This is a genomic window from Brevibacterium sp. LAARM2_SD2 (assembly GCF_057364785.1).
This window is the reverse complement of sequence record NZ_JBNFOM010000016.1, coordinates 1-11850: the sequence shown is the minus strand read 5'-3', so window position 1 is coordinate 11850 and position 11850 is coordinate 1. Positions and strand designations below refer to the sequence as shown.

Below are 11850 nucleotides of genomic sequence, written 5' to 3'. Positions count from 1 at the left end.
CCCCGGCCAGGTTCCGTGCCCGATCTCACCCGCTTCCGTGCCCGATCTCACCCGGTTCCGCCGCTCGGAGCGGTCTTCGCCGCGGGGCCCTGCGGACTAAACTTGTCCGGGTGTTCACCGTTTTCACGCTCGTGCTCTATGCCGTCGCCGCCGTGCTCACCGTGTGGGCGATCGTCGAGACGATCCGCAACCGACCTGCGGGACCGCTGCTGCTCGGCTGCTCCGCACTCCTGCTCCTCCTCCTCATCGTCGAGCTCGTCATCTCGATCGCGACCTTCGGAGGCACCGACGGCGTCGACCCGCTCCTCTACTTCGGCTATGTCATCACCGCGATCCTCGTCATCGCGCTCGCCGGGTTCTGGGCGTTCGCGGAGCTGAGCAGGTGGGGTCCCGGCGTGCTCGCCGCCGCCGGGCTGACGGTGATCATCATGATCGAGAGAATGGACCAGATTTGGCTGTGAACAGACGCACTCGCCCGGCACCGCGCTCACCGTACTCGGCGATGCATTCGGGACCCGGTCGGGCCCTGACCGCGGTCTACGGGATCTTCGCGCTGTCGGCGACCGCGCGGGCCGGCTACCAGGTCATCCGCGAATTCGACGTCGCCCCGGTCGCCTACACGCTCTCCGTCATCGCCGCCGGCATCTACATCCTCGCGACGGTGTGCTTCGTCATCGGCAACCGGGTCACGCACCGCATCGCGATCGCCGCGTGCCTCATCGAGTTCGCCGGCGTCATCATCGTCGGCATCCTCAGCTTCACGCATCCCGAGGACTTCGCGAAGCCCTCGGTGTGGTCGAACTTCGGCTCAGGCTACGGCTTCATCCCGCTCGTGCTTCCCCTCATCGGCCTGTGGTGGCTGCTGCGGGTCGGCCGGCGGGTGCGCGAGGAGCAGACGGACCTCGTGTGATCTCCTCACTCGATCCGTGAGGAGAGGATGTCCCAGTCGGTGTTGAGTGCGGTGATCGTCTCCCCGTCCTTGAGCAGGACGTAGGGCTGGGCGGTGTCGACCTTGACGGTGTTGCCGTCCTTGTCGTTCGTCTTCACGGCCTCGATCGTGTCACCGAGGTCGACCGAGTAGTCCTCGGGCACCTTGATCGTCAGGGTGCAGCGGATCTCGCCCATGCCGAGCGCCCCGTTCTCCGTCGTCAGCGTCATCGACCCGAAGTCGAAGTCCTGGTACGGGGTGCATTCGACGGTAACGTCGTCGAAGCCGGAGTCCTCGTTGCGCAGGCCGCCGACGTAGTCCTGGAAGGACTTGAAGCCGCCCTGGTCGAGTCCGGAGACGATGCCGCCGTCGACCTTGCCGTCCTTGAGGAACGTCGAGATCTGGTCGGCTGCGGTCGCCATCTCCTCGGTGAACGCCTGCGGGGCAGGCTCGACCGCTCCGCTGCCGTCGGCGAGCAGGGTCGGGGCCTGATCGGCGGGAATGAAGACCGCGGTGCGCACGAGCGGCTGCACCGAGGCGGATTCCCGGGTGGCCAGCTGCACCTGCGTGAGCTTCTCGTCCCCGCCCGTCGTGCCGAGGGCGTAGAACCACATCGGATAGTCGGTGAAGGCAGGTCCGCCGGCGACGACCTCGGTGAAGTTCGGGGCGCGCAGGTTCTGCTTCGTCTTGTCCGCGATCTGGATCTGCGCACGGGTGCGGTCGATGAGCGGGGCGCCTTGGATCGCTTCGAGTCCCTCGCCCTTGTCGGCGAGGATCTTGTCGAGCGACTCCGTGTACGAGGTCATGAACTCCCCGGCCTCGCCCGGGCGCACAGCGGTGCGCTCGTAGGGGGTGACCTGCGGGGTGTCGGGCTGGGCGATGGGCAGCGCACCGCAGCCGGACAGCGCCAGGCCCGAAGCCAGCGAGATGCCGGCAGCCGCGCGCACGCGGGTGTTCCGGCGCCGAGCGGAGCCGCAGGTTTCGCCGGCTCCGCGGTCGGACTCCCGGCCGGGGTTCTCGCTGCCGGTCGGCGCGGTGTCCGCGGTCTCCTGCCCGGTCGCCGAGGCGGACTTCCGGGACTTCCGGCGGGGCGCCTCGGTGCTGGGGCGGCGCTCCTTGAGCTTGCCGGACTGCTTGCGCGGGCGGATCCGTCCGTTCCACCAGCGGAGGAAGAAGTACGCGGCGAAGCCGAAGGCGATGATCGCGGCGGCCAGGCCGATGAGGCTGAGCGCGAGCACACCGGCCACGCGCATCTTCAGCTGCACGGTCGTCCCGTCGAGGTTCTCCCCCGCCGTCGCCGGCGCGATGACGAGGACCTGCGGGTCGGCATCGAGGTCGAAGGTCTTCGACACGGTCGCCCCGGTCTCCGCGGATGTCCACCAATCCCTGCCGGCGATGTCCGCGGCGGGCGCCGGGTCACCGGGGATCGAGCGATGGGTCGCCTCGTTGGGGAAGTCGACGTCGCTGATCTGGACCTGGGAGACCCCGTCGAGGTAGCTCGCGGTGTCGACGCCGTTCGCGGTGCCGAGGAAGAGTTCCTTGCCGTCGGCGTTCGTCGCCTCGATGGTGACGTTCGTGCCGGAGAACGGCACGATCGCCTCGTCGAGGACGACGGCGTACGACCCGTCGGAGACTTCGAAGGCCGGGGTCTCGGTGACTTCGTCGGTGCCGACGACGGACATGGCAGAGGCCACCAGCACGGTCAGGATCACGCCGGTGATCGTGAACAGGATGGCGGTGGTGAGGCGGACTATCTGGTTCAGAACAATGCCCTCATCAGTTTGGTGCGTGCTTTGGCGACGGCCGGGTCATCGGGTCCGACGATCTCGAAGAGGTCGAGCACGCGCAGGCGCAGCGCCTCCTTCTCCGGTCCCGTGGACGTGCGGATGAGCGAGATCAGGCGGTCGAACGCCCCGGCCGGGTTGCCGCTGACGACCTCGGCGTCGGCGGCGGCCTTCGCGGCCTCGACATCCGCGGGGTCGGCGTCAGCGGCGGCGATGAGCTCGTCGGGGTCGGCGTCGATGAGGCGGCGGCCGAGGCCGGCGCGGGCGAGGCCGAACTTCGCCTCGTCATCGGCCGGTGAGGCGGCCAGTGCCGCCTTGAAGAGGGATTCGGCGGTGTCGAAGTCCCCGGCGGCCAGGGCCTCCTCGGCCTCGGGATGCTTGGGGCCGGCCGGTTCGGGTTCGGCTCCCCCGACGACCGCGTGACCGCTCACGCCGTTCTCCGCGGCGAGGGTGAGGAGCTCGTCGAAGTAGGCCGCGATCTGCGGTTCGGGCAGCGTGCTCTGGAACAGCGGCACCGGCTGGCCCTTGATGATCGCGACGACCGTCGGGGTCGACTGGACGCCGAAGGCCTGGGCGACCCGCGGGTTCTGGTCGACGTCGACCTTCGCGAGCACGAGCCTGCCGCCGTAGGACGGGATGAGGCGCGCGAGGACGGCGGAGACCTCACGGCTTGCGTCACTGGCGCTCGAGGCGAGGTCGATGACGACGGGCACGCGCTCGGAGAGCGCGACAATGTCGTTGAAGACCGCTTCGTCGACGTCGAGGACGAGCGAGGGCAGCGGCACCGCGGTGGGATCCGCGGCCGGCGCACCCGCCTCGTCGGCGGGCATGTTCTTCGTGCGGACCGCGGAGAGGTCGAGCCCCTGCTGAGGGGTGCTGCCCGACTGCGGGCCGGGACCCTGATTCGGATCGAAAGACACGGGATCTCCTTTGCTGGGTGCGTCAGCCGAGCTTGGCTCCGCTGAGGGTTTCGAGGCCGCCGATGAGGCGGGGCTTGCCGTCCTGCGGCACGAGGAAGGTGAGCACCTGGTACGTCGTCGTCGTCACCGGCTGCTGCGTGCTGCTCTCCCCGGTGAGCTCCTTCTGCGGGGTGCTCAGGGTCAGCGTGCCCGTGCGGCCGCCTGTCGACTGCGGGGTGATCGTCGATTCGGCGGTGATGACGCCGGTGACGACCGCGGAATCGCCCGCCGTCTCCTGGGCGACGATCTGCTGTCCGGGCTCGTACGAGTACTTGACGCTGGCCTTGCCCTCTTCCGCGCTCTTCTTCTGCTCGTCCTGGTTCGCCCAGATCGACTTCGAGAAGTCGTCGGGCTCATAGAGCTTCGCCTCCTTCGACGAGGCGCCGGCGCCGAGGGCCTTCGCGTAGTCGGCGACGGCGGCCTGCGGGGTCATCGCGAAGCCCTCCGCGCTCGCGTCGAGCGGCTGCGAGCCCTGACGGGCGTCGGCGATCTCCGGCAGCTCGGTGCCGGGGACGAGAACGGTCTGCGACCACAGTTTGTAGTCGGCCCGGGCGTCGTCCTGGGTGAGGACGAGGAGCTGCGTCTGGTCGCCGGCCGAGGTGATGAGGCTCGTCATCCGCGGCCACGTGTCGGTCGCGGCGGTGAAGTTGACGACGATGTCGTCGGCGGCGATCGCCGGCGGCATCGTCTGGTCCTTGACCTTGTCCTTGACCGTGTAGACGGCGGTGCGCTGTTCGAGTGCGGGTCCGGTGGCGCGGGCCTCGAGCTTCTTCGCGTCGGTCTCCTTGTCCGCGGCGGCGATGTCGGTGGCGACGGCGCCGAGGATGCGCTCAGCCTGGCCGCTGCTCACCCCGGCCATCGGCGTCGTCGGGGCCGGTGAGGCTTCGGGGGTCGGCAGCTCGGCGGGGCCGCACGCGCTGAGCGCGAGGACCGGGACGATGGCGAAGGCCGTGCCGTATTCGGCGAGCTTGCGCCGGCGGTCCTGCCGGGCCTGGCGGCGGTTGGCTTCGCGCTTCGCGGTGCGACGGCCGAGGAAGAGGAGGATGAGGCCGATGACGAAGATCGCGCCGCCGGCGATCATCAGCGGGATCGCCCAGGGGGTGTCGGCGCGGTTGGGCCAGGACAGGGACACCGAGGTGACGTCGCCGGGGGCGCCGGAGCCGGCGATGAGGAACCCTGTGCGGTTGGGGTCGGAGTCCCAGTCGAGGCTCACGGTGTCGGTGCCGGTGACCTCGGCCTCCCAGAGGTCGGAGCCGACCGGGTTCGGCAGCTCTGCCTCGCCCTCCTTCGGCTCGACGGTGAGACCGTTCTCCGCGGCGAGTCCGGTGATCCGGGCGGCCGGGGAATCGCCGACCCAGGCGTCGATGCTCTCGATCGGGGCCTGCGCGATCGTGAGATCACCGGTGCCCTGGGCGGTCAGCGTCGCGGGCGTGTCATAGAGGTTGAGCATGCCCGGATCGACGATGACGGCCGGGGCCGACCCGTCGATCTGCGTCGTGGCGGTGATCGTGTCGGAGGGGGCCCACAGGGTCTTCTGGAGCAGCCCGAGCCCTGAGACAACGACACCCACCACCATGAGAATCACAGCAAGTGTGTAACGCACGCGAAAAACCTTCTCCTCGAGTCGGCACGATTCCTCCCACCCTGTCCGGGCAGAGGTCAGTACAAGTTTAGGTCACCGACGGCGGCGGTGTTCTGCGGATGCACTCAGCGTGTGTCAGCGGACACACAGACCCACTCGGCTTGTCCCGACCCGCACACCGTTAAGCTGGCAGCGTGAGCAACGACAGAATTGTGTGGATCGACTGCGAAATGACCGGCCTCGACGAGGCGCGTGACGAACTCATCGAGATCGCCGCGATCGTCACCGACTTCGAGCTCCGACCGCTCGATGAGGGCATCGACATCGTCATCCGGCCCTCGGCGGCGGCCCGGGCGAACATGAACGACTTCGTCACGAAGATGCACACCGATTCCGGGCTGATCACCGAACTCGACGCCGGCACGACCGTCGCCGAGGCGCAGGCCCAGGTCCTCGACTATGTGAAGACGCACGTCAAGGAGGCCGGCAAGGCCCCGCTGGGCGGGAACTCGGTGGGCACCGACAAGGTGTTCCTCAACAAGCAGATGCCCGACCTCGTCGCCTACCTCCACTACCGCATCATCGACGTCTCCTCGATCAAGGAGCTGTCGAAGCAGTGGTTCCCCCGCGCCTACTACCAGGCACCGGCGAAGCTCGGCGGCCATCGCGCCCTCGGCGACATCCGGGATTCGATCGTCGAACTCGAGTACTACCGCCGGGCCGTGTTCTCCGCAGAGGGGCCGACCTCGGATGATGCCAAGCGCATCGCCGCCGAGGTGGTCGCCCAGTACTCCGCGGACGCGGAGCAGCCGGCGGGCGACGCTGCTGAGACCCCCGCCGACGCGACACCGGCGAACTAGCTCGACTTCCGCTCCGGCTGCGCGAAGACGGCGGACGGGAACGCCCCCGACTGGACGAGCACCTTGACGAGCGTGCGGCTCGGGGCGATGAGCGAGGCGATCTGCTCGTCGCTGAGCACCGACCAGGCGGCGGCCACGGTGCCGTCGGTGAGGATCTCGACCTCCTCCTTGAGCTGACGTCCCGCGTCGGTGATCTGCGGCAGCGGATACCCGCGGTCGTCGGTGCCCACGGTGATCAGCCCCGCCTCGGCGAGTCCGTCCTGGGCCCTCTGCCACTCCTCATCGGTGTAACCGCGGGTCTTCTGCGCGGCCCGCGGCTTGAACGACGCACCGGTGGCGACGTCGAGCATGAGGGCGTCGATGCCGGCGACTCCGGCGGTGACGAGGGAGGCGACGTGCCCGTCGCCGCGGAACTCGCGCGCCACTGTGGCGAGATCCCAGAGAGCCTCGAAGGCCGTGGCCGGGGTGTGGGCGGCGACGGCGGCGGCGGTCGAGCCGGCCAGCGAGCGCCCGGTGAAGTCCATCGCCTCGCGCACGGGGGTGAGCGTCTCCGTGAGCTGGACGGCCGCCTCGGTGAGGAGGGCGATGTCGTCACGGTCGCCGAAGAGTCCGTCGAGGTAGAGGGACACGGCGTCGAAACGGGCGGAGACCATGACGTCCGGGGAGACGGTGTCCCAGATCCGCGGAATGATCGTCGCGATGAACGACGGCGAGTAGTTGTAGAAGGTGCCGGCGACGACGCCGGCGTTGACGCGACCCATCGGCGCCGAGCGGGCGGCCATGTTCGCCGGGATCCCGGGTTCGAGGCCGAGTTCGGCGAACGAGGCGCCGACGACCTCGGAGAAGTAGATCGACGAGTGGAACGAGTTGAGGCGACCGGAGAGGGTCCTGATGTTCTGCGTGCGAGTCGAGTCCATGGCCCCATCCTAGGCGGGGTGCGTCCCCGGCCGACAGGGCAGGCGATTGTCGGACCGGCACATCCGACAGCCAGGTCGCACGCATCCTGGGCAGGGACAATGGGAGAATGAGCGTCATGACGACTGGAGCAACCCGAGCCCATCCGAGCCGCCGGTCCCGCCGCCGTCCCCTCATCGTCTCCGCGATCATCGTCGTCGTCACCCTCGTCGTCGGGGTCATCGCCGCCGACCGGATCGTCGATTTCACCACCGAGCGCCGGATCGCCGAGGGGCTGGAGAACTACGGCGACGCGCAGGTCGACGTCAGGGGCTTCCCGATCCTCAACCAGTTGGCTGCGGGCAGGCTCGACGCCGTCGACGTCACGGCGACGCGGGCGACGTACGAGGACCTCGAGGTCACCGACGTCGACCTCAGCCTCTTCGATGTGCCCACCGACTCCTCGCGGCCGATCGGCACCGTCGACGGGGAGGCGACGATCCCGCTGTCGACGATCGATCGGCTCGCCGGGCAGAACGCCTCCCTGCCCGACGGGATGACGTTCACGACGACCGACGGGACGCTCTACCTCACCGGTTCCCTGCTCGGGCAGGACGTGCGCGTCGGGATCGATGCGCAGCCCGACGGGCGGCAGATCCTCGTCTCGGCGACGACGCTCACCCTCGGCGCGGCCGAGGTCGACCTCTCGACGATGCCGTCGTTCCTCACCTCGGAGATCTCCGACATCGTCATCGATCTGGGCGACATGCCCGAAGGCCTCGAGGTCACCGGCATCGACGCCGTCGACGACGGCATGCGGGTGAGCGTCCACGGCAACGGGGTGATGCTCGAGTAGGTCAGTCCGTCGAGGACTGAGGTGCCTTCGGCACGATCATCCGATAACCGGACCAGAGGATGTCGATGAGGACGACGATCGTCCAGATCCGTGAGATCGAGCCGATCCACCTCTGCATGTCCGTTCCCCCGGCGTTCCAGCTCAGCAGGGTCGTCACCGAGGTCCCGCCCGTGATCACCTCCCAGGGCCAGCTGGCGGCGACGAGGGCGAAGATCACCTGCGCGATCACGTAGATGCCGACATGGATGGCCAGGGTCGCTGCTGTTCTCTTCATGGCTGGACTCAGTCCCTTTCTCTCTGTGGTGGTGCCGCTGCGGCGGGTGTCGTTTCGACGAGTGCCGTGCTGGCGACTGTCGCGCGGGCGCTGGTCTCGAATGCGTTCGTCTGCCCCGAGGTCTGCGGCGGGGAAACGGCGCAGACCCCGCCACCCGGTGAGCGCGGCGATGATGAGGACGACCGCGGCGGCGATCGTCGCGACATGCCAGGCGCCGGCACCGAAGAGCGCTCCGGCCGCCAGCGTCCCGGCAGCGGTCCCGATGAGCTCTGCGCTCTGGGCGTACCCGAACCCAGCTCCCGCCCGGTGGCCGGAGACGACGGCGATGAGCCTGTCGAGCAGCGGTTCGAGCAGCGAGAAGCACAGGGCGGAGAGGACCCAGAGCACGGCGAGCGCGACCGGGCCGGGGCGGGTGACCATCGCCGCGGCGAACCCGGCGGAGCACGTGAGGCCGAGGAGGAGGATCCACCGCGGCTCGATGCGGCGGACGAGACGGTGGAGAGGACGCGGGGCGATGCTGAGCACGATCGCCCCCGGCAGGTAGACGAGCGCGATCTCTCCGAGCTCCAGCCCGAGCTCGACGGCGAGGTGGAGGATGAGGAGGAGTGAGATGATGCCCTCGGCGAAGGCGAGGACGACGACGAGCGCGAGGATGCCGCGCAGGGATCGCAGCAGATGTGCAGAGTCGGGCGTCGGGCGCTGCCGTGCCTCTCCCTGTGCAGGACTGTGCGTTCCGATCCGCGCGAGCAGGACCCCCGCGACGAGGCAGGCGACCGCGCACGCCAGGAAGACGGCCTGCGGTCCGGCGACCTGGAAGAGCGGGATGCCGATGATGAACGCGATCCAGGCGCCGGAGGACTCGTTCTCCATGAGCACGGCGAAGCGGTCATCGCCGATATCGCCCTCGGCGCGCTCGGCGATGAGGGCGCGCACCGCGACCCAGAAGAGCGCACCGGCGATGCCGCCGAGTGCGGCAGCGGCGAACGCCGGCGGCAGCGTCGTCGAGGCGGCGAAGACGAGGAAGGAGAGTACCCCGACGCCTGAGCCCGCCGCCGCGATCATCGCCGAGCTCCGCGGCGATCCGCACCGGTCGACGAGCCTGCCGGCCAGGGGCCGGATGAGGAGCGAGACGAGGAGCTGGACGGCGACGAGCGCTCCGGTCTCGGCCCCGCTCGCCCCGAGGTGCTGCGCGGCGACGACGGGGAGGACGAAGGCGAGGAGTTCAGCGGGTCCGCTGAAGAAGCCCGACGCCGTCGATGCCTGTGCCCGACCGGAACTCCGGGCCGCCTCGGTGCTGTTCATGCCGCCACGCTATGCGGGAGAGGGAAGCCCCGTCGTCGGGAGGAAGTCGCACGTCGACATCCGACTTTGGGATGATTCCTCCCGACGGCGTCGTCACTAGACTCGGATCATGTCCGATCAGCGGCACCTGTCAGTGCCGGGCCTGCCCGCATTCACCCTCGAGGATCTCCTCACCGCGCTCGTGCTCAGCGCGATCGGCGTCCTCTTCATCGTCCTCGGCCCCCAGAACCAGTGGTTCGACACCGACGTCGTCCCCGACCAGGTCGCTCAGCCCGTGCTCATCACCTGCGGATTCATCGGCACGCTCTACGCCCCGCGGGTGGCGATCTCGACGACGAGCTTCCTCATCGGCCTCGGTGTCGACGTCCTCGCCGGCGGCCACGACTTCGCTCTCTGGCTCGTGTTCCAGCTCGTCTTCGCCCTCGTCGGACACGCATCCCCGCGCGTGTCGACGGTCGTGTTCACCCTCGCAGGAGTCTCGACGATCGTCGCGGGCGTCGCCTCGTTCGCCTCCGGATTCGATCTGTCGACGTCGTTCCAGTTCTCGGTCCTCGCCGTCATCATCCTCTTCCTCCCGGCCCTGTGGGCGAGCAGCGTCCGCGAGCACCGCAACACCGCCGCCGCCGAACACGAACGGGCCGAGGCCGAGCGCGCCCGCGCGGACGCTCAGGAGCAGGCGGCGCGTCTGGCTGCCGAGAACGCCGCGGTGAGCGCCCGGCTCGCCGAGCAGAAGGTGCGAACTGCCGCCGCCGAGGACCTCCACGACCTCGTCGCCGGGCACATCTCCGCGATCGCCCTCCACTCCCAGGCGGCGCTGGCCGCCCACGATGAGAGGATCCGCACCGAGGTGCTCACCACCGTCCACGCCGCCGCCGACCGGGCGCTGAGCGAGATGCGCCGCATGATCGATGTCCTCCGCTCCGACGTCGAGGCCGATCCTCCCGTCGCGGCGTCAGCGGCCGAGGCGATCGCCCTGGCCAGGAGCCTCGGGGTCACCGTCACCGGGGCGGAGGCGCTCACCGCGCTGCCCGACCGGCAGGAGGCGGCGCTGCGTCCGGTCATCGCCGAACTCATCTCCAACGTCGTCAAGCACGCCAGCGCACCGGAGCTGACGATCACCGTCACCGAGGCGGGCGCGATCGCCGCGTCCAACCCGGTCGCGCTCTCCCCCACCGCGGGGGCGACCGACCGGGCGGGGCACGGACTCGACAACATCGCCCACCGGCTCGAGCGCCTCGGCGGGGGTGCCGCATTCACCCGGACGACGGACACGTTCACCGCCACACTCACCCTGCCGGGAGGCAGGACGGCCGCACCCGAGTCGCACGTCGCGCCGGAGCCGCCGAGACCGAAAGGACCCCCGCAGTGACCACCGTCCTCATCGCCGACGATCACGGAGCCGTGCGCGCCGGCATCCGCCTGCTCCTCGACACCGCCGACGGCATCTCCGTGGTCGGCGAGGCCGCCGACGGGCGCACGGCGGTGAGCATGGCAGAAGCGCTGCGCCCGGACATCGTCCTCATGGATGTGCGGATGCCCGTCCTCGACGGAGTCGCCGCGACCCGGCAGCTGCGGTCGGCCCCAGGCGCCCCGACGGTTCTCATCCTCACGTCGTTCGGACTCGACGACGTCATCCTCGCCGCCCTCCGCGCGGGGGCCGCGGGCTTCCTCCTCAAGAGCGCCTCGGCCGAGGAGCTCATCGGCGCCGTGCACCGCGCAGCCGCCGGGGACACCGTGCTCTCACCCGAGGTCACCGCGAGCGTCGTCACCATGCTCTCGGCACTTCCCGAGGAACCGGCACCCGCCGCGGCGCTGCCCGACGATCTCACCGACCGGGAGCGCGAGGTCCTCGCGGGGATCGCCGCAGGCCGGAACAATCGCGCCCTGGCCAATGAGCTCGGCATCACCGAGGCCACTGTGAAGACGCACGTCTCCCGAGTGCTCGTCAAGCTCGGCGTCGAGTCGCGGGTGCAGGCAGCGCTCGCCTACACCGCCGCGACCGGCCCTTCCGCGGACAAGTCGGGTTGAGGCGGGGCGAAGGCGGCCCACAGGACCGACTCAGCCTCGCGGACTAGGATCGGTGGCGACCATCACATCTGTGAAGCACACCTGTGAAGAAGGGCAGTCCCATGGGATTCGACAAGTTCATCAACAAGGCGAAGAACCTCGCCAACGACCCCAAGGTCCGTGAGAAGCTCAACAACCCCAAGGTGGAGAAGTTCAGCGATCAGGTCCTCGACAAGGCTGCCGGTGCCGCCGATTCGCTGACGAAGGGCAAGTACAGCGACAAGATCAAGAGCGCCCGCGACGCCGCGGACCGCGCGATCGGCCACGACGACCAGCGCCCCGGCGACGCCCGGCCCGGCTGACCGCCGCCCGGTCGACCCGCGCCCCGGCGACGCCCGGCCCGG

The 11850-nt window shown here is 69.6% G+C and carries 12 protein-coding genes; 7 read left to right on the top strand and 5 right to left on the bottom strand.

The features are described from left to right. Positions 1 to 110 precede the first annotated feature (110 nt). Positions 111 to 461: a hypothetical protein gene (locus tag AC2W7K_RS11230; RefSeq protein ID WP_137826071.1), complete on the top strand. Its 351-nt coding sequence runs from the start codon at positions 111 to 113 to the stop codon at positions 459 to 461. Beyond that, positions 458 to 910 carry a hypothetical protein gene (locus AC2W7K_RS11225; RefSeq protein WP_211978974.1) on the top strand — a complete coding sequence of 151 codons (453 nt, stop codon included), beginning with the start codon at positions 458 to 460 and terminating at the stop codon, positions 908 to 910. The genes AC2W7K_RS11230 and AC2W7K_RS11225 overlap by 4 nt, the downstream gene beginning before the upstream one ends. A 5-nt stretch (positions 911 to 915) precedes the next feature. On the opposite strand, the gene AC2W7K_RS11220 is transcribed toward AC2W7K_RS11225, so the two are convergent. From AC2W7K_RS11220 to AC2W7K_RS11210, 3 genes are all read right to left on the bottom strand, one after another. Further along, positions 916 to 2622, bottom strand: a complete 1707-nt coding sequence (locus AC2W7K_RS11220; RefSeq protein ID WP_486006191.1) for a hypothetical protein — start codon at positions 2620 to 2622, stop codon at positions 916 to 918. Between the two features lie 65 nt (positions 2623 to 2687). Continuing rightward, the gene (locus AC2W7K_RS11215) at positions 2688 to 3632 is read right to left on the bottom strand and encodes a tetratricopeptide repeat protein (RefSeq protein WP_249121039.1); all 945 of its coding nucleotides are present in this window, start codon (positions 3630 to 3632) and stop codon (positions 2688 to 2690) included. Positions 3633 to 3654: 22 nt separating this feature from the next. Then, on the bottom strand, positions 3655 to 5247 hold the full coding sequence (locus AC2W7K_RS11210) for a DUF8094 domain-containing protein (protein WP_211979267.1): 1593 nt from the start codon (positions 5245 to 5247) through the stop codon (positions 3655 to 3657). Positions 5248 to 5447: 200 nt separating this feature from the next. Here AC2W7K_RS11210 and orn point away from each other — a divergent pair, with 200 nt between their 5' ends. Further along, positions 5448 to 6113 carry an oligoribonuclease gene (gene orn, locus AC2W7K_RS11205; RefSeq protein ID WP_282959872.1) on the top strand — a complete coding sequence of 222 codons (666 nt, stop codon included), beginning with the start codon at positions 5448 to 5450 and terminating at the stop codon, positions 6111 to 6113. Here orn and AC2W7K_RS11200 read toward each other — a convergent pair. Beyond that, positions 6110 to 7030, bottom strand: a complete 921-nt coding sequence (locus AC2W7K_RS11200) for an SCO6745 family protein (RefSeq protein WP_211978973.1) — start codon at positions 7028 to 7030, stop codon at positions 6110 to 6112. The genes orn and AC2W7K_RS11200 overlap by 4 nt on opposite strands. Positions 7031 to 7146: 116 nt before the next feature. Between AC2W7K_RS11200 and AC2W7K_RS11195 the strand changes: the two genes are divergently transcribed. After that, on the top strand, positions 7147 to 7863 hold the full coding sequence (locus AC2W7K_RS11195; protein WP_211978972.1) for an LmeA family phospholipid-binding protein: 717 nt from the start codon (positions 7147 to 7149) through the stop codon (positions 7861 to 7863). 1 nt (position 7864) lies between these two features. Here AC2W7K_RS11195 and AC2W7K_RS11190 read toward each other — a convergent pair whose 3' ends face one another. Beyond that, positions 7865 to 9439 (bottom strand): MFS transporter, encoded by a 1575-nt coding sequence (locus AC2W7K_RS11190; protein WP_211978971.1) that lies wholly within the window; start codon positions 9437 to 9439, stop codon positions 7865 to 7867. Between the two features lie 109 nt (positions 9440 to 9548). On the opposite strand from AC2W7K_RS11190, the gene AC2W7K_RS11185 reads away from it, so the two are divergent. From AC2W7K_RS11185 to AC2W7K_RS11175, 3 genes are all read left to right on the top strand, one after another. After that, complete coding sequence (locus AC2W7K_RS11185; RefSeq protein ID WP_211978970.1) at positions 9549 to 10808, top strand: sensor histidine kinase; 1260 nt, start codon at positions 9549 to 9551, stop codon at positions 10806 to 10808. After that, entirely contained in the window at positions 10805 to 11467 is a 663-nt protein-coding gene (locus tag AC2W7K_RS11180; RefSeq protein ID WP_211978969.1) for a response regulator, read from the top strand. The genes AC2W7K_RS11185 and AC2W7K_RS11180 overlap by 4 nt, the downstream gene beginning before the upstream one ends. Before the next feature lie 101 nt (positions 11468 to 11568). Next, complete coding sequence (locus tag AC2W7K_RS11175; protein WP_486006190.1) at positions 11569 to 11808, top strand: antitoxin; 240 nt, start codon at positions 11569 to 11571, stop codon at positions 11806 to 11808. The last annotated feature ends 42 nt before the right edge of the window (positions 11809 to 11850 follow it).

What these genes read in the sequence shown, in the direction of transcription:
- AC2W7K_RS11210 (WP_211979267.1), bottom strand. Translation starts at nt 5,247, where the DNA reads ATGGTGGTGGGTGTCGTTGTCTCAGGGCTCGGGCTGCTCCAGAAGACC.
- AC2W7K_RS11200 (WP_211978973.1), bottom strand. Translation starts at nt 7,030, where the DNA reads ATGGACTCGACTCGCACGCAGAACATCAGGACCCTCTCCGGTCGCCTC.
- AC2W7K_RS11195 (WP_211978972.1), top strand. Translation starts at nt 7,147, where the DNA reads ATGACGACTGGAGCAACCCGAGCCCATCCGAGCCGCCGGTCCCGCCGC.
- AC2W7K_RS11190 (WP_211978971.1), bottom strand. Translation starts at nt 9,439, where the DNA reads ATGAACAGCACCGAGGCGGCCCGGAGTTCCGGTCGGGCACAGGCATCG.
- AC2W7K_RS11185 (WP_211978970.1), top strand. Translation starts at nt 9,549, where the DNA reads ATGTCCGATCAGCGGCACCTGTCAGTGCCGGGCCTGCCCGCATTCACC.
- AC2W7K_RS11175 (WP_486006190.1), top strand. Translation starts at nt 11,569, where the DNA reads ATGGGATTCGACAAGTTCATCAACAAGGCGAAGAACCTCGCCAACGAC.